Below are 18662 nucleotides of genomic sequence, written 5' to 3' on the forward strand. Positions count from 1 at the left end.
GCGGTGCGGGCGAGATCGTTGCGGTCCGACCCGGTCACGAGGTCTCGAGTTCGTTGTCGAGGTAGCCGAAGAGTTCGTCGTCGGTGGCCGCGGAGAGGTCGTCGGACTCCGCGTCCTCGGCGGCGTCGTCGGCGCGCGCGTCGCTCCACCGTGCGAGGAGGGCCCGCAGCCTCAGGTCCACCTTGGTGGCGGTGCCGTCGTCGCCGAGGGCGAGCAGTGTGCTCTCCAGGCGGTCCAGCTGGTCGAGTACGCCGGTCTCCGCCTCGGCCTCGGCGCTCGGGAACAGCGTCAGGACGTGCCGGGTGATCGCGGCGGCCGACGGGTGGTCGAAGACCAGCGTCGACGGCAGCCGGATGCCGGTGGCCGCGGTGAGCCGGTTGCGCAGTTCCACCGAGGTCAGCGAGTCGAAGCCGAGGTCCTGCAACGCACGGCCCGGGTCGACCTGGGTGCCGGCGGAGTGGCCGAGCACCGCGGCGACCTGTGCGCAGACCAGGTCGAGCACGGTCTGCTCGCGGTCGGCCGCGGACTGTCCCGCGACGGTGTCGGTGAACGTCGCGCTCGCGGTGGCGGGCGCCGCCGTGACGCGGCGGGCGGGGGTGCGGACCAGACCCCGCAGTATCGGGGGCAGGGTGCCGTCCGCCGCCTGCCCGCGCAGCGTCGCGGTGTCGAGGAGCACCGGCACGAGTGCGGCGCGGTCGTCGTCCGTCGCGGCGTCGAGCAGGTCGAGCGCGGTTCCGGTGGGCAGTTCGAGGATGCCGGAGCGGCCGAGCCTGGCCCGGTCGTCGGCGTCGAGGCCCGCCGTCATGCCGCTGGCCGCGGCCCACATGCCCCACGCCAGGGAGACGCCGGGCAGGCCGTGTGCGTGGCGGCGGCGCACGAGTGCGTCCAGTGCCGCGTTCGCGGCGGCGTAGCTCGCCTGGCCCGCGCTGCCGAGGATCCCGGCCGCCGAGGAGAAGACGACGAACGCGGACAGGTCGGCGTCCCGGGTCAGCTCGTCCAGGTGGAGCAGGCCGTCGACCTTCGGGGCGAGTACGCGGTCGACCCGCTCGGGGGTCAGTGCCGCGAGGACGCCGTCGTCGACGACGCCCGCCGCGTGCACGACGGCGCCGAGCGGCCGGTCGAGGGAGGCGACGAGCGCGGCGAGCGCGTCCCGGTCGGACACGTCGCAGGCCGCCACCCGCACCTCGGCGCCGAGGGCCGCCAGTTCGGCGCGCAGTTCCCGCGCGCCGTCGGTGGCGAGGCCCGCGCGTCCCGTCAGGACGAGGTGGCGGGCGCCCCGTGCGGTGACCAGGTGCCGCGCCACCAGGGCGCCGAGCGTGCCGAGGCCGCCGGTGACCAGGACCGTGCGGTCCGGGTCGAGCGGGGCGGGCACGGTCAGGACGACCTTGCCCGCGTGCCGTCCCTCGCTGAGGTGGCGGAACGCCTCGGGTGCGCGGCGCACGTCCCAGGCACGCACCGGCAGGGGGCTGAGGGCGCCCGCCGCGAACAGCGCGAGCACCTCGGCCAGCAGGTCCTGGAACCGGTCGGGGTCCGGCTGCGCCTGGTCGAACGTGGCGTACTTGACACCGGCGGGCAGGTCGTCGGGCTCGGGCACGTCGGCCCTGCCCAGCTCGATGAACCGGCCGCCGTCGGGCAGCAGCTCCAGGGAGGCCCGTACGAACTCCCGCAGGGCCGGGGAGTCGTCGGTGTACTCCGGGTTGCGCGCGGGGCCGTCCGTGGGACCGGGCAGGGCCACGGAACCGTCCGAGGGTGCGCGCAGCTGCGCTGAGCCGTCCGCGGGGTTGGGCAGGTTCGCGGAGGCGTCCGCGAGCCCCGGCAGGTTCGCTGAGCCCTCCGCGAGCCCGGGCCGGTTTACGGAGGCGTCCGCAGGCCCCGGCAAGTTCGCGGAGCCGTCCGCAGGCCCCGGCAGGCCTACGGTGCCGTCCGAAAGCTTCGCCCGCTGGGCGGAGCCGTCCACCAGTTCACGTACCAGCGAGTTGAGGACCACCCGCACGCCCCGGCCGCCGGTCTCGGCGGCGAACCGTGCCGCGAAACCGGTGTCGAGCGACGACGCCAGGTGGGTGTCGGGCACGCCCGCCGCCCGTACGGCGTCCCATTCGGCGGGGCTCGCGGTCGCGAACACCTCCGCGCCGCGGTGGCGGGCGAGCTGCACGGCCGCGAGGCCGATGTCGCCCGCCGCGTCGTGCACGAGCACGGCCTCGCCCCGGCGCAGGTCCGCCAGGTCGTGCAGGGCGTAGTGGGCCGTGAGGAACGCGAGCGGCACGGATGCGGCGCGGGCGAAGGACCAGCCCGCGGGCATCGGGGCGAGCAGCCTGCGGTCGGCGACGGCGAGCGGCCCGACGCCCGTGGTGGCCATGCCGAGGACACGGTCGCCCACGGCCAGGTCGGTCACCGCCGCGCCGACCTCCGTCACCACGCCCGCGATCTCGCTGCCCGGTTCGCCCTCACCGTGGTGGGCGCCGAGCGCGACGAGGACGTCACGGAAGTCCAGGCCCGCCGCGCGCACGGCGACACGTACCTGGCCGGGCGCGAGGGGCGCGGTGGCCTCGGGGTGCGGCACGAGGGCGAGTTCGCGGAGGGAGCCGCGCGCCGCGGCGTCCAGGCGCCACGGGCCGTCGGCGGGCGGTACGAGCAGGTGGTCGGCGGTGGCACGGGCGAGCCTGGGCGCGGTCACTTGTCCCGCCCGCACCGCGGACTGGGGTTCGCCGGAGGCCAGCGCGGTCCGTACGGCGAGCGCGGACTCCGCGGTGCCGTCGAGGTCGACGAGCGCGAACCGGCCGGGGTTCTCGGTCTGCGCCGACCGCACGAGCCCCCACACGGCGGCCTGCGCGGGGTCGGGTGCCTCGGTGTCGACGGCGCCGCGGGTCACGAACACCAGGCGGGTGTCGGCCGTCCGCTCGTCGGCGAGCCAGTCCTTGGCCAGTGCGAGGGCCCAGGACACCGCCGCCCGCACCGACTGCGCCTCCGTTCCGTCCGGTCCACCCTGACCGTCCGTTCCACCCTTTCCATTCGTTCCGTTCGTTCCGTACGTGCCCGTCGGCCGGGGGCAGAGAGCGAGCAGATCGGTGACGTCGGCGAGGGCTCCGAAGTCGGTCACGGCCGGTATGTCGAGGCCGAGGTCGCCTCGGCCGTTCCTCTCCGCTCCGAGCACGGCGAGCGCGACCGGCCTCTCCTCCGTCGCCCCGTCGGCGGCGGCCCACTCCAGCGAGAACAGGGCGTCGGCGGTCCGTGGCGTCGCCTTCCGGAGCTCCACCGGCCGCATCACCAGGGACTCGACGGTCGCGACGGGCCTGCCCGCCCGGTCCGCGACGGCCAGCGACATCTCGTCCTGCCCGGTCGGCGTCCAGCGCACCCTGAGCGTCGAGGCGCCGACGGAGTGCAGCCGCACCCCGGTGAAGCTGAACGGCAGCCGGGGCCCGCCGCCCGCCTCGTCGAGGGCGCGGAGGACCGGCGCGTGCAGGGAGGCGTCCAGGAGGGCGGGATGCACGCTGAAGCCTTCGCCGCCGGTGCCTTCCGGCAGGGACACCTCTACGTACACGTCCGAACCGAGGCTCCAGGCGGCGCGCACCGCCCGGAACACCGGGCCGTAGCTGTAGCCGAGTTCGGCGAGGCGTTCGTAGATGCCGTCGGCGTCCATCGGCGTCGCGCCCCGCGGCGGCCACACGGACAGCTCGGCCGCCGGGTCCCCATCTGCCCTGCGGGTGCCCGACGTGAGGGTGCCCGACGTGCCGGTGCCCGACGTGAGGCTGCCGGTCGCGTGCTCCGTCCACGGCGCGTCCCGGTCGGCGTCGTCGGCCCGCGAGTGCACCCGGATGCTCCGCCTGCCCTCGGTCTCCGCGCCGACCGTGACCCGCAGGTCCCGGCCGCCGCGCTCGGGCAGGACGAGCGGGGCGTGCAGGGTCAGTTCCTCGACCGTGTCGAGGCCGCAGTGGTCCGCGGCGTGCAGGGCGAGGTCCAGGTGCCCGGTGCCGGGGAACAGGATCTGGTCGCCGACGCCGTGGTCGGCGAGCCAGGCCTGGGTCCGCGCGGACAGCCTGCCGGTGAAGACGACCCCGTCGGAGTCGGGCAGCGCGACCGCGGCGCGCAGCAGCGGGTGACCGCCCGTGGCGACACCGAGGGCCGCCGTCGCGCCGTCTCCGGCGGGGGCGACGGCCGCGCTCAGCCAGTACCGCTCGTGCTGGAAGGCGTAGGTGGGCAGGTCCACGCGGTTGCCGCGGCCGCCGGTGACGGCTGTGAGGTCGAGGGGTGCGCCGTGTACGTACAGCTGTGCGGCGGCGAGGGCGAGGGTGTCGGGTTCGGGGCGGTCGGAGCGCAGCGTGGGCACGAACACGGCGCCGGGGGCGCTGTCCTGGCCCATCGCGGTGAGCGCGCTGCCGGGTCCGACCTCCACCATCGTCGTCACGCCCTGGGCGACGAGGGCCGTGACGCCGTCGGCGAACCGTACGGGCCTGCGCACGTGCTGGACCCAGTGGTCCGGCGCGGTGAGTTCCTCGGCGCCGACCGGCGCGCCGGTCAGGGTCGACACGATCGGCAGCGTCGGCGGGTGGGCGGTCGTACCGGCCACGACGCGGCGGAACTCCGCGAGCATCGGCTCCATCAGCGGCGAGTGGAACGCGTGGCTGACCCGCAGCCGGGTCACCTTGCGGCCCTGTGCCCGCAAGCGGTCGGCGAGCTCCATGACCTCCGCTTCGCTGCCGGAGAGCACCAGCGACTCGGGGCCGTTGACGGCGGCGATGCCGACGTGCTCGGAGCACTCCGGTGCGATCTCGTCCTCGGTGGCCCGCACCGCGACCATGGCGCCACCGGCGGGCAGCGCCTGCATGAGCGCGCCGCGCGCGGCGACGATCGTGCAGGCGTCGGCCAGGGAGAACACGCCCGCGACGTGCGCGGCGGCCAGCTCGCCGATCGAGTGCCCCGCGAGGGCGTCGGGCCGCAGGCCCCAGGACTCCCAGAGCCGGTACAGCGCGACCTCGACGGCGAACAGCGCGGGCTGGGCGTACTCGGTGCGGTCCAGGACGGCCTGGTCGGCCCCGAAGACGACGTCGCGCAGGGGCACGTCGAGGAGCGCGTCGAGGTGGGCGAACACCTCGTCGAGGGCGTCGGCGAACACGGGGTGGGCCGCGTACAGGTCCCGGCCCATGCCGACGCGCTGGGAGCCCTGGCCGGAGAACAGCACGGCGAGCCTGCCGCCGTCGGGGGCGCCGCGGACGACGGCCGGGTCGTCGGTGCCCGCGGCGAGGGCGTCGAGACCCGCGCGCAGCGCGGGGGTGCCGGTGCCGAGGACGACCGCGCGGTGGTCGAGTGCCGCCCGGCCGGTCGCGAGGGTGGTGGCGACGTCCACCGGGTTCAGTTCCGGCCGTGCGTCGACGCTCGCGGCGAGGCGTACGGCCTGCTCGCGCAGCGCGGCGGTGTCGCGGGCGGACAGCGCCCAGGCGAGGGCGCGGCCCTCGGCACCACCGGCGGCGGAACCGGAGCCCTGCGCCACGGCGGTGAAGTCCTGCGCCACGGAGCCGGGGTCCTGCGCCGCGCCCGCGGAGCCCTGCGTCACGGCGGCTTCCCCCTGTTCGAGGATGACGTGGCCGTTGGTGCCGCTGACGCCGAACGCGGAGACGGCGGCGCGCCGCGGCCGGCCGGTCTCGGGCCAGGGCCGCTGCTCGGGGAGCAGTTCCACGGCGCCGGTCGTCCAGTCCACGTGCTCGGACGGGCGGTCGAGATGGAGGGTGCGCGGCAGCACGCCGTGCCGCATCGCCTGCACCATTTTGATGATGCCCGCGACGCCGGAAGCGGCCTGGGTGTGGCCGATGTTGGACTTCAGCGCGCCGAGGAGCAGCGGCCGGTCGGCGGGCCGGCCCTGGCCGTAGGTGGCGAGGAGTGCCTGCGCCTCGATGGGGTCGCCGAGGCGGGTGCCGGTGCCATGGCCCTCGACGGCGTCCACCTCCGCGGCGGAGAGGCCCGCGTTCGTGAGCGCGGCCTGGATGACCCGCTGCTGCGCGGGTCCGCTCGGTGCGGAGAGGCCGTTGGACGCGCCGTCCTGGTTGGTGGCGGAGCCCCTGACGACGGCGAGCACCTCGTGGCCGTTGGCCCTCGCGTCGGAGAGCCGTTCGAGGAGGAGCAGACCGGCGCCCTCGCCCCAGCCGACGCCGTCGGCGGCGTCGGCGAAGGGCTTGCACCTGCCGTCGGGGGCGAGGCCCCCCTGGAGGCTGAACTCGGCGAAGGGCACCGGCGACGCCATGACCGCAGTGCCGCCCGCGAGGGCCATGGAGCACTCCCCCGACCGCAGCGCCTGCACCGCGAGGTGCAGGGCGACCAGGGACGACGAGCACGCGGTGTCCACGGTGACGGCGGGCCCGCGCAGGCCGAGGGAGTAGGCGATCCGGCCGGAGACGACGCTCAGCGCGTCGCCGGTGAGCCGGTAGCCGTCCATCTCGGGTGCGGCCTGCTCCAGGGTGCCGGCGTAGCCCTGCGGGGACGCGCCGACGAAGACGCCGGTGAGGCTGTCGCGTACGGAGGACGGGTCGATCCCGGCGCGTTCGAAGGCCTCCCAGGCGAGTTCGAGCACCTGCCGCTGCTGCGGGTCCATGGCCAGGGCCTCGCGCGGGGCGATGCCGAAGAAGGCGGCGTCGAAGCCGCCCGCCTCGTCGAGGAAGGCGCCCTCCAGGGTGGTGCTGCGGCCGTGGGCCCCGGCGTCGGCCGGGTAGAGGCGGTCGGTGTCCCAGCCCCGGTCGTCCGGGAAGGCCCCGATGGCGTCGCGCCCGTCGAGGACGAGCGACCACAGGTCCTCGGGGCCGCGCACGCCGCCGGGGTAGCGGCAGCTCATCGCCACCACGGCGATCGGCTCGTCGGCGGCGCGGTCCGCGGCGCCGGTGACGGCGGTCCCGGCGGGCGCTTCGTCCGGCCGTTCGCCGAGCACCACGGAGTGCAGTCGGGTGGCGAGTGCCTCGGGCGTCGGGTGGTCGAAGACGACGGTGGCGGGCAGCCGTACGCCGGTGGCGGCGTTGAGGCGCTTGCGGAGCTCGATGGCGGTGAGGGAGTCCACGCCCAGTTCGCGGAACGCCCGGTCCGGTGTGACGGTGTCGGGTCCCTCGTGGCCTAGGACCGCCGCCGCGTGGCCGCGGACCAGGTCGAGCAGGAGGCGGTGCCGGTCGGCGTCGTTGAGCCCGGTGAGGCGTTCGGCAAGGGCGCCGCCGGCGGCGGCGGGCTGCTCCGCGGCGTCCTCGGCGGCGAGCGCGACGACGTCGGGTATCTCGCTGATGAGGGGCCGTGCGCGGGCAGCCGTGAAGCCGGGGGTGAAGCGGGCCCAGTCGACGTCCGCGACCGTCAGGGTGGTCTCGCCCGTCGCGAGGGCGGTGGCGAGCGCGCCGACCGCGAGTTCCGGCCGCATGGGTCGCAGGCCGCGGCGGCGCAGCTGGTCGTCGAGGTCGCCGGTGACCATGCCGCCGCCCGCCCACATGCCCCAGGAGAGCGAGGTGGCGGGCAGTCCTTCGGCGCGGCGGCGCTGGGCGAGGCCGTCGAGGAAGGCGTTGGCGGCGCCGTACGCGCCGAGTTCGCCGCTGCCCCACACCGCGGACCCGGAGGAGAACAGCACGAACGCGTCGAGTTCGCGCCCGGCGCACAGCTCGTCCAGGTGGGCGGCGCCGACGGCCTTGGCCCCGAGGGCGTACGCGAGGTCGGAGGTGCCGGTGTCGGCGAGCGGCAGCGAGGGGACGGTGCCCGCGGCGTGGAAGACCGAGCGGACCGGGGTGCCTTCGGCGTCGAGCCGGGCGAACAGGTCGGCGAGGGCGGTGCGGTCGGCGGCGTCGCAGGCGGCGATCGTGGTCCGCACGCCGAGGCCGGTCAGTTCGTCCCGCAGTTCGGGCGCGCCGGGCGCGTCCGTGCCGCTGCGGCTGGTCAGCACGAGATGCTCGGCGCCGTTGCCTGCGAGCCAGCGGGCGACGTGGCCGCCGATGGCGCCGGTGCCACCGGTGATGAGCACGGTGCCCGCGGCGCGCCACGCGGGCGCCTCGGCCGGCGCGGGGGCGGGGGTGAGGCGTCGTACGGACACACCGGAGGCGCGGATCGCCAGCTGGTCCTCGTCCGAGGGCCCGGCAAGGACGGCGGCGAGCCGCGCCGCGGTCCGCGCGTCGGGGGTCACGGGCAGGTCGACGAGGCCGCCCCAGCGTTCGGGGTGCTCCAGGCCGACGGACAGGCCGAGGCCCCAAGTCTGGCTCTGCACCGGGTGGGTGAGCGGGTCGGACCGTCCGACGGACACCGCGCCGGTCGTGGCCAGCCACAGCGGCGCGCCGATCCCGGCTTCACCGAGCGCCCGTACGAGGGCCAGCGTGCCGGAGAGGCCGCTCGGGACGGCCGGTGCGGCGGGGTCGGCCTCCTCGTCGAGGGCGAGGAGGGACAGCACTCCTTCGGGTACGACGTCCAGGGCACGCAGGGAGTCCGCCGTGCCCTCGGCCTCGACGACGTCGGCGCCGTGGGCGCGCAGCGCCTCGACGGCGGCCGCCCGCCACGGGTGCTCCGCCTCGGCCGCCGAACCGACGACCAGCCAGGTGCCGGACAGGGCCGGGGCGTCGGGGGCGGTGAGGGGCCGCCAGGTGATGCGGTGCCGCCAGGCGTCGACGGCGGACCGCTCCTGCCTGCGGCGGCGCCAGTCGGCGAGGCTCGGCAGGACGTCGGTGAGCGGCGCGTCGGCGGGCACGTCCAGCGTGGTGGCGAGGTCGCCGCGCTCGACGGCGGACCAGAACTCCGCCAGCGCGGGGTCGCCGGCCGCCGAGGGGCGGACCTGCTCGTCGAGCCAGAACCGCCTGCGCTGGAAGGGGTAGGTGGGCAGGTCCACGGGGCGCCCGGCGGGCACCACGGCACTCCAGTCGAACGGCAGGCCCTCCACGTACGCCTCGGCGGCGGACAGCAGGAAGCGGTCGAGGTCGCCGTCGGTCCTGCGCAGGGTGCCGACGACGATCGCCTCGCGCTCGGCGGCCTCCACCGTCTCGCGCACGCCGATGGTGAGTACGGGGTGGGGGCTGCACTCCACGAACACGCCGACGCCGTGGTCGAGCAGGCCGTGGGTCGCGTCCTGGAACCGCACGGTGTTGCGCAGGTTCCGGTACCAGTACCCGGCGCCGACCTCGGTCCCGGTCAGCCAGTCGCCGGTGACCGTGGACAGCATGGGCACGGTCGCGGGCCGGGGCTCCACCCCGGCGAGGGCCTGCGCCAAGGCCTCCTGGAGGCGCTCGACGTGCGGCGAGTGCGAGGCGTAGTCGACGGGCACCCGGCGGGCGCGCACGTCGTCGGCGGCGCAGGACTCCATCAGCTCGTCCAGGGCGTCGGCGTCGCCCGCCACCACCACCGAACGCGGGCCGTTGACCGCGGCCACCGATATCCGGCCGTCCCAGCGCGCCGTGCGCTCCCGCGCCCGGTCGACCGTGACGGCGAGGGACACCATGCCGCCCCGGCCCGAGAGGGCCAGGATCGCCTTGCTGCGCAGCGCGACCACCTTGGCCGCGTCGTCCAGGGACAGCGCGCCCGCGACGTACGCGGCGGCGATCTCGCCCTGGCTGTGGCCCACCACCGCGTCCGGCTCGACGCCGTAGGAGCGCCACAGCGCGGCGAGCGACACCATCACCGCGAACAGGGCGGGCTGTACGACGTCCACCCGCTCCAGCTGGGCGGCGTCGGCCAGCGCGTCGTGCAGCGACCAGTCCACGTGCGGGGCCAGTGCCTCGGCGCAGGCGTCGAGGGAGGCACGGAACACCGGCGACGACCGGGCCAGTTCGGCGCCCATGCCGAGCCACTGGGAGCCCTGGCCGGGGAACACGAACGCGACCTTGCCCGCGGGCCGCGCCACGCCCACGGCCACCCGGGCCGACTCCATGCCACCGGCGACCGCCGCGAGGGCGTCCGTACCGCCCGACACCACCACCGCCCGGTGGTCGAACACCGACCGCGAGAGCAGGGTGGCCGCCACATCGGCAGGGGCGAACCGGGCGGCCGACGGCGCGAGTTGCCCGGCGTGGGCGCGCAGGGCGTCCTCCGTACGGGCGGAGAGCACCAGCGGAACCGGCCCCGACGCCGACCGCGGGTAGGCGGGCGGGTCGACGAGGACCTGGTCCGGGGCCTGTTCGAGGACGGCGTGGGCGTTGGTGCCGCTGATGCCGAACGAGGACACACCGGCCCGCCGGGGCCGTGCGACCTCGGGCCACGCGGTGGCCTCGGTGGCCAGCGACACGGCGCCGGACGTCCAGTCCACGTGCGGCGTGGGCTCGGTGATGTGCAGGCTTCGCGGCAGGACGCCGTGGCGCAGCGCGAGCACCATTTTGATCAGCCCCGCGACGCCGGATGCCGCCTGGGTGTGGCCGATGTTGGACTTCACCGAGCCGAGCAGGAGCGGCCGGTCGGCGGGGTGCTCGCGGCCGTAGGTGGCGAGGAGCGCGTCCGCCTCGATGGGGTCGCCCAGGCGGGTGCCGGTGCCGTGTGCCTCGACGGCGTCGACCTCGGAGGCGGGGACACCCGCGTCGGCGAGGGCCTGCCGGATCACCCTGCGCTGCGCGGGGCCGCTGGGGGCGGTGAGGCCGTTGGACGCGCCGTCCTGGTTGATGGCGGTGCCCTTGACCAGCGCGAGCACGGGGTGCCCGTTGCGGCGCGCGTCGGAGAGCCGCTCCAGGAGCACCATCGTGGCGCCTTCGGCGAGGCCGAATCCGTCCGCGCTCGCCGAGAAGGCCTTGCACCGCCCGTCGGGGGCGAGCGCGCGCTGCCTGCTGAACTCCACGAACATGCCCTGCGTCGACATGGTGGTGACGCCGCCCGCGAGCGCGAGGGGGCATTCGCCGCGCCGCAGCGACTGCACGGCCATGTGCAGGGCGGTCAGCGACGACGAGCACGCCGTGTCGACGGTGACGGCGGGTCCCGCGAATCCGAACGTGTACGAGAGCCTGCCGGACGCGACGCTCGCGGTGTTGCCGGTGAGGAGGTAGCCCTCCAGGTCCGCGGGGGCCTCGTGCAGCTTCGGCGCGTAGTCCATCGCCATCGCGCCGACGAACACGCCCGCCCTGCTGCCCCGCAGCCCCGCCGGGTCGATGCCCGCGCGTTCGATGGCCTCCCAGGAGATCTCGAGGAGCAGCCGCTGCTGCGGGTCCATGGCGAGGGCCTCGCGCGGCGAGATCCCGAAGAACTCGGGGTCGAACTGGTGGACGTCGTGCAGGAACCCGGCCTCGCGCTGGTAGTAGCCGCCCGCGCGCTCGGCGTCCTCGTCGTAGCGCCCTTCGAGGTCCCAGCCGCGGTCGGTGGGGAACGCGGTGACGCCGTCGCCCTCGGCGGCGAGCAGCTCCCACAGGTCCTCGGGGCTGCGTACGCCGCCGGGCAGACGGCAGCTCATGGCCACGATCGCGATCGGGTCGTCGTCGCCGGCCCCCGTCGGCACGATCGGCTCGTCGTCGTCGGCGGGGGCGCCGAGCAGGACCCGGTCGACGTGCCGGGCGAGGCCTCGGCACGTCGGGTTGTCGAACACCGCGGAGACGGGCAGGTTCAGGCCGGTGGCCGCGTTCAGGAGGTTGCGCAGGGACACCGCGCCCGCCGAGTCGACGCCGAGGTCGAGGAGCGGCGCGTCGATGTCGGCGGCGATGTCGGCGTCCCCGCCGCGGGGGGCACCGACGACGGCGGCCACCTGGGCGCGGACCACGTCGAGCAGGAAGGCGGTGCGGTCGGGGGCGTCCGCGACCCGGTCGGCGAACGACGGCGCGGCGTCGGCCGCGGGCGCCGCGTGCAGGGGGTAGGCGGGCAGCGGCACGGCGCGTGCGTCCCGTCCCGCGAACACCGCGTCCCAGTCGGGGAGCACGCCGTGCGCGTGCAGTTCGGCGAGCGCGGCGGTCATCTGGTCGGCGCCGCCCCGGTCGCGGCGCAGCGTGCCGACGACGGCTACTTCCCGGGCTGTGCCCTCGGCCGCCTCGACGGTCTCCGCGGTCTCCTGCACGGCTCTGGTGAGGACGGGGTGCGGGCTCGGTTCGAGGAACAGGCGGTGCCCGGCGCCGAGGACGGAGCGCGTGGCGCTCTCGAAGTCGGCGGTGCGGCGCATGTTGCGGAACCAGTGGTCGGCGGTGAGCGCGAGCGGGTCGATCCGCGAGCCGGTGGTCGCCGTGTGGATCGGCACCTCGGTCGCGCGGGGCCTGATCGGGGCGAGGCCGTCGAGCAGCAGGTCGCGTACGGAGTCGACCTGACGGCCGTGCGCCGCGAGCCGGATGGCGATGCTCCTGGCCCTGACGCCGTCGGCGGCCAGCTCGGCGAGGAGTTCGGTGGCCGCGTCCTCGGCGCCGGAGACCAGGACCGAGCCGGGGGCGTGTACGGCGGCCAGGTCGAGCCCCTCGTACCGGGTGAGCCGTTCCCGCACGTCGTCGGCGCCCGCGAGGACGGACAGCATCACGCCGTGTTCGAGCAGGTGCACCTGCGCCTGGCTGAACAGGGCCACCACCCGCGCGCCGTCCTCGACGGACAGCGCCCCCGCGACCGTCGCGGCCATGATCTCACCGACGCTGGAGCCGACCACGGCCCCCGGTCGCACGCCCCAGGAGCGCCACAGCGCGGACAGGGACACCGTCATCGCCCAGAGCGCGGGCTGTCCGACGTCCGGCCGCTCCAGGGAGGGCGTGTCCGCGGTGCCGCGCAGGACGTCGATGACGGGCCAGTCGACGTGCGGGGTGAGGGCTTCCGCGCAGGCGTGCAGGTGCTCGGCGAACACCGGCGACGCGGAGAGCAGTTCGTCGGCCATGCCGAGCCACTGCGGCCCGTGTCCGGGAAACACCAGCACGGGTCCGTCCGCCGCGGGCCCCACGCCCCGGTCCCCGTGCACCGGTGCGGCGAGCCCCGGCAACGGTAACCGGCCTTCGCTGAGAGCGAGCAGCTCCTCGGCGAGCGCGGCGCGGTCCGCACCGACGAGGACGGCACGGCGGTCGAGCACCGGCCGGGTGGTGGCGAGGGAGTAGGCGACGTCGACGAGCGGCAGCTCCGGCTCGGCAGCGAGCAACGCACGCAGATCGGCGGCACGCACCCGCAGGGCGTCGACGCTGTGTGCGGAGAGGGTCAGGGGGACGGCGGGTTCGCGCGGGGCGGGCGCGTCGGGCTCGAGCGCGGGGCCTTCGGGGGCGGCGCCTCCGTCGAGCGCCGAGACGCCGCCGAGGTCGGAACCGTCGGCCGCGCCTGCGGCGAGGCTCCCGGCGGCGGTCCCCCCGGGGGCGGCCACGCGGCGGCCGGGTGCGGGACGGCCCGCCGCCAGTGCCGCCGCGGCGAGGGCGGAAACGTTGTCGGGCCACTCGGACCCGCTGCCGAGCAGGTAGCCGAAGGTGGGGGTGCGCGGGTCGTCCGCGCGGGTCAGCACGGCGAACGCGCCGTCCGCCCCGACCAGCGCGAGGTCGCACTCCTTGGACCGCACGGCGGCGACGGCCTCGGCGAGGGGGTCGCGCCCGGTCCACCGGGGGCCCGACAAACCGAGCAGACGCGCCAGTTCCTCCGCACGGCCGGCGTCGTCGGAGCGGCCGGTGCGGTCGGAGCGGCTGGCGTGATCGGAGCGGTCGGCATGGTCGGAGCGGCCGACACCGTCGGCGGGGTCGGCACCGTCGGTGTGATCGGAACCGTCGGAGGCGGCACCGCCGTCCGCTCCCTCGCCGCCGCCGCTCGGGGGCTCGCCGCCACCGGCCGGGTTCTCGCCCCCACTCGCCAGGTACACACCGACACCCACCGGGACGCGGGCGTGGACGCCCGCGTCCTCGCAGGCCGTCCACGCCGACTCCAGCTCGGCCGCCCGGTCCGCGGGCAGCGGCACACCGGTCAGCTCGGCCAGGACAGCGGGAACCCGCTCCGCCCGCACCGGCGCCGCGAGGGCGGCCCCGATGACCGCGACAGTGCCGGCGTTCACTCGCGCTGATTCGCACATGGCAGTCTCCGCCCCCGTCAGTCGTTCGTTGGAACTCAACACACGCTTGGCCCGAATTGGCCCCACTCTTTCTCGGCCAATGCGCCGAGACAACGGCCGTAAGTCAAGCCAGCGCTCAAGTAATTGTCAACCGAGGACTATTTGAGCTCGGGCACATTGCGGCCGTGTTACAGGACGGTTCCCGCCCCAGGTGAGGGAATGATTGTCAGGTACGCACGGACGCGGATCCCTCCACGCGGACGTGCGGAATTTACCGTGCCGCCTTACGGAATTTACCGACTCTAGACTCTTCACGAGAGCCGGGCCCCGAGAGTCGGGGCGCAGCGACCTCCGCCCAATGGGCACAACGAATCTTGCCCTCTGTGCGACATGAGGACGCAGCCTGGAAGGGCCCGTCGGAGCACCATCCAACAGGCACCCGACATATGCTCAACATAAGACCGTCAAATTCTGGCCAGACAACCCCCGTTAACAAGCCAGTCGATAGGGGGCACCCCCGTGAATGCCGACTGTGCGCCAACTGCGTGCCGCCTACACGTCATCTGCGTGCCGACCCCGTACCGAGACGGAACCGGCACGCCGGACCGGATCCGGTCCACGCCCCCATGCCGGACCGCCCAAGAAACCGCACGTCAGACGGGTTGGGCAGGAGATCTCCCAGCTCGGTGCACATCATGGGCGTGGCGCTGCGGCCTCGCACCCCTCCACCCGGGCGCCACCTGGCGCGCCAGTCGGCGCGCCGCCTGGTGGCGTCGAGGTGGCCGATTCATGGCAGCAATATGACCGATGCCGTCATGGCCGTGGGGGCCCGTGGAAAGGTAATGCAATAGCTCCGCCCCGAGCGCGCCAAAACGCACGTCGGGGGAGAGACAGTCGATACACGGGTCGAGTACAGCGGGACGGCTGAGGCAATGCGGTTCGGGACATGGCCGACAGACCGTTCCGGTCTTCTCGGGACAGTGGACAGAACCTGTCCGGAAGCACCGGAACCTGCTTCGTGGGTCACTGTGCCTCGGCCCCCCCTTTGTATGGACTCAACGCGGACATCGGCGCGATACAGAGGAACGGCGCGATACGGAGATCCAGGGGTACGACGCCCCGGAAAGCTCCATTGGATGCGCGGATGGATCGCGCGACGTCGGAGGGATCGCGAAAACAAGCGATCCCGTACTACGCACAACCGTATCCGAATGGCCACCGCCCGTACCAGCCTCTGTGTTTGTGGCTATCGGAAGCGAAACAACACTTACTGACTCGTGCGTAAGCAGCATTGTCCGGAGCTGGTCCCGATGGTGAACGCACCCTTGCATATGCCGACGCGAAGCACCGACGCCGGGCATCACCTGGCATCACCGCACACACTTCGCGTCCGCGACACCCGGCGCCGGAGAGGTCGAGTGGCACACGGCGGTCCGGGGAAGCGGGCGGACCCGGTGATCACTGCGCCCGTTTGGCTCTCGTGGCGCTCCGTTTCCTGCCCGTTTCGGGCCCTGACCCGCGCAATCGTGGTTCACCTCACACCTCGCACACCGGAGGGCGTCGTTCAGTGACGGCCCCGTCCCGCGATGCCCCGCGGGGGCGCTCCCACGGCGCGGCCCACGGCCCCGGCCGTGGTCCCGCGGTCGCTATCACCCTCACGGACCTGCACCATCTGCCGAAGACGGGGTACACGAGCGGACATGCAGACTCACAGCCATATCGTTCTCGCCGCCTCGGGCGGCGCCTCGCTGGCCCTGATCGCGGTCGGCGTCGTGGTGGTCGTCGGCCTCCTCGCCATGTTCGTCGCCGGCCGGCGGCGCGCCGCTCAGCGCACCCGCAGCAGCACGCCCGCCCACGGCGGCGACCCGGCCGGTGGCGAGGCCCAGCGCGGCAGCACCTGGCAGACGCCCGACGACGACCCCGACCAGGGCAACCCCCGCCCCTGACGGACCTGACCCGACGCGGCCCGGCCCGGACGCCTCAGTCGTCGGCGGTGTCCTGGAGTACGTCGCAAGTGTGCTGGAACTCCTCCATCAACCGGGTGGCCTCGACGACGAGGACTCCGTACGGACGGGAGGCGTCGGCCAGCGGCAGCTCGTACTCCCCGGCCGCGTTGAGGACCTTCTGCAACGCCTCCTGGGCGGATGCGGCCCGCCCGCGCATCTCCTCGGCCTGCTCGGTGAGGGTGTCGCTGTCGAGTTCGGCGACGACATGGGCGATGTCACGCAGTCGGCGGGCGTAGTCGGCGGACGCCTCCAGGACGGGGGCGTAGGTGTAGGTGTCCTCCGTCTCCCGCCACCGGTCGAGGCTGCGGGTGAGCGAACTCAGCTGGTACACCGCTCGCTCCAGGGCGTTCAGGACATTGCGATAGCGGTCGAAGGACAGATAGTTGCGGTGGGCGGGCAGCAGCCGCCGCGGATTGAAGGGCAGGCTGTTCTCCGCCGTGCTCAGCCCGGTGCGGGCCTGCCCGACCGCGCGCTGCGCGCGCTCCCCCGCCGCACTCCACTGGCCGGCGCGCTCACTGTCGACGTCCCCGCTGCTCAGGCCGTCGGCCATGTCGTCGAGGAGGTACTCCACCTCGGCGGCGAGAGCGTGCAGGCCCTGCTCGGCGCTGCGGTAGCGCAGCGGGGGCGCGATGCACAGGTTCACGACCAGGCCGATGCCGCAGCCGATGAGGACGAGGAGAACGATCTGGCCGAGCTGGAGGGCCCTGTCGGTGTTCGTGGTGGCCGTCGCGTAGGTGGAGAAGGCGAAGAACGCCGCCGTGGCGACCTGGGAGCGCTGCTCCCCCAGCGCCGGCCACTGGCCCAGGGTCAGCGCGATGACGGCGACCATCATGAACGCGAACAGGTCGGGCCCCGCCGTGAACCCGATCACGGCCTGCACCGCCACACCGACCACGACCGCGGCGGTGTAGCGCAGGGTCTGCCACACGGACCGGTAGATCGTGACGTTCATGGTCAGCACCGCGGAGAACGGTGCGAACGCCGGTGACGTCGCGTTCAGGAGGGCGTGCGCGACCCACCAGGACAGCGTCGCCGCCAGCACACACTTCACGATCAACAGGGCCGTGTTGCGCTCGTGCCCCGGCGCGCCGTACGCGCGCGCCACCCACGCCAAGCCCCTCCGCACCCGATCCACCACGTGTTCCGACTTCTCCTTCTGTTCCCGGGTCCCGCGCGTCGGGGACTGGAACAGCACACGTAACCACAATGGACAAGGCGAAACAGGGAGGAATCAGGATGGGACGGGCGGCGGGGTGGCGCACGGTACGGGGACCACTCGGCCGCAAGGAGTGATCGGCCGTCAGGGTTGCTGGGCCGTCAGGGTCACTCGGTCGTCAGCAGGCCCGCGCGGAGCTTGCCCACCACGCGGGAGAGCAGCCGGGAGACGTGCATCTGCGAGCAGCCGAGCGCGTCGGCTATCTGCTGCTGGGTCTGCTCCTCGACGAAGCGGAGGTGGATGAGCGTACGGTCGCGCTCGTCGAGGTCGGCGATCAGCGGGGCGAGGGAGTGGAAGTTCTCGACGAGTTCGAAGGACTGCTCGTCGATGCCGATGAAGTCGGCGAGCATCGTGTCGGACTCGTCGTCGGCGCTGCTGACCGCGGCGTCCAGGGAGACGGCGTTGTAGCCGTTGGACGCCTTCTGCGCCTCCGTGACCTCCGCCGGCTCCAGCTGCATCAGCTCCGCGAGCTCCGCCGTGGACGGCAGCCGGCCGAGGCGGGTGCGCAGTTCCTCGGTGGCCTTGGACAGTTCGATGCGTGCTTCTTGCAGACGGCGCGGCACGTGCACGGCCCAGGAGGTGTCGCGGAAGAACCGCTTGATCTCACCGGTGATGTACGGGACGGCGAAGGAGGTGAACTCGACCTCGCGGGTGAGTTCGAACCGGTCGATCGCCTTGATCAGGCCGATGGTGCCGACCTGGACGATGTCCTCCATCTCCTGCGGGCCCCGGTGCCGGAACCGGGAGGCCGCGTACTGCACCAGCGAGAGGTTCATCTCGATCAGGCAGTTGCGCACGTACTGGTACTCGTGCGTGCCCTCCTCGAGCCCGGCGAGGCGGTCGAAGAACCGCTTGCCGACCTCTCGCGCGTCCTTGGGCGCGATGGAGGAGGGGTCCGTGTACGCGCGTTCGACGAGTTCTTCTCCGGCCTGACGGGCCGCGGCCTGTTCGGCTTGTTCGGCCTGATGGGTCTGGGCCTGCTCCCGCGCCTTCACGGTGATCATTTGTGTCCGCCCCTTCGAATCGAGCTTGTTTCTTCACCCCCGTAGCGCGCCGCTTACCCGCGAAACAGCCGTACATACGTGCCATCTTTCACCGACCTGCGTGCCCGGCCGCCCTCGCGGCGTGCCACGTTTACGCAACGGCTGAGCGGCCAGGCGTACCGTCAGGACCTGATGTCGATGCCAAGGAGCGTGAGCGGACGATGAGCGCCAACGAGAAGGCCAAGGCGAAGTTCGAGCAGACCACCGGTGCCGCCGCCCAGGCCGCCGGACGCGCCGTGGGCAACGAGCGCCTCACCGCCAAGGGCCGCGCCCAGCAGATGAAGGGCGACGCACGCCAGGCCAAGGAGAAGACCAAGGACGTCGGCAAGCACTGAGCGCGCGGCGCCCGGTCGTCGTACGACCTCGTGGCACATGCCGGTGGGGCGGCCCCTTCGAAGGGGCCGCCCCACCGGCATGTGCCGCGGGCGCCCGGAAGGCAGGCCCGCCCGGGGCCCCGCTCAGGGGGGTCGGCGCCACGAGGCACGGCGTGCGAGACAACACCGCGCACAACG

Annotated in this window: 5 protein-coding genes; 2 read left to right on the forward strand and 3 right to left on the reverse strand. The window is 74.2% G+C overall.

Translation table 11 applies throughout. The features are described 5' to 3' along the window. Positions 1-34: 34 nt before the first annotated feature. On the reverse strand, positions 35-13888 hold the full coding sequence (locus ACH4DX_RS07615) for a type I polyketide synthase (RefSeq protein WP_398154397.1): 13854 nt from the start codon (positions 13886-13888) through the stop codon (positions 35-37). A gap of 1697 nt (positions 13889-15585) precedes the next feature. On the opposite strand from ACH4DX_RS07615, the gene ACH4DX_RS07620 reads away from it, so the two are divergent. Next, entirely contained in the window at positions 15586-15831 is a 246-nt protein-coding gene (locus ACH4DX_RS07620) for a hypothetical protein (protein WP_398154398.1), read from the forward strand. A gap of 34 nt (positions 15832-15865) precedes the next feature. Here the strand turns inward: ACH4DX_RS07620 and ACH4DX_RS07625 are convergent, their stop codons facing one another. Together ACH4DX_RS07625 and ACH4DX_RS07630 are read right to left on the reverse strand one after the other, a co-directional pair. Next, complete coding sequence (locus tag ACH4DX_RS07625) at positions 15866-16996, reverse strand: aromatic acid exporter family protein (RefSeq protein ID WP_398154399.1); 1131 nt, start codon at positions 16994-16996, stop codon at positions 15866-15868. A 218-nt stretch (positions 16997-17214) separates the two neighbouring features. Continuing rightward, positions 17215-18111, reverse strand: a complete 897-nt coding sequence (locus tag ACH4DX_RS07630; protein ID WP_398114300.1) for a SigB/SigF/SigG family RNA polymerase sigma factor — start codon at positions 18109-18111, stop codon at positions 17215-17217. 200 nt (positions 18112-18311) lie between these two features. Between ACH4DX_RS07630 and ACH4DX_RS07635 the strand changes: the two genes are divergently transcribed. Beyond that, positions 18312-18485 carry a CsbD family protein gene (locus ACH4DX_RS07635; protein WP_398114302.1) on the forward strand — a complete coding sequence of 58 codons (174 nt, stop codon included), beginning with the start codon at positions 18312-18314 and terminating at the stop codon, positions 18483-18485. The last annotated feature ends 177 nt before the right edge of the window (positions 18486-18662 follow it).

Origin of the sequence: Streptomyces sp. NPDC017940 (assembly GCF_044328435.1) — a bacterium.
GTDB lineage: Bacteria > Actinomycetota > Actinomycetes > Streptomycetales > Streptomycetaceae > Streptomyces.

Bases quoted from the DNA above. Each gene is read 5' to 3' on its own strand.
- ACH4DX_RS07620 (WP_398154398.1), top strand. From the start codon at position 15,586: ATGCAGACTCACAGCCATATCGTTCTCGCCGCCTCGGGCGGCGCCTCG.
- ACH4DX_RS07630 (WP_398114300.1), bottom strand. From the start codon at position 18,111: ATGATCACCGTGAAGGCGCGGGAGCAGGCCCAGACCCATCAGGCCGAA.
- ACH4DX_RS07635 (WP_398114302.1), top strand. From the start codon at position 18,312: ATGAGCGCCAACGAGAAGGCCAAGGCGAAGTTCGAGCAGACCACCGGT.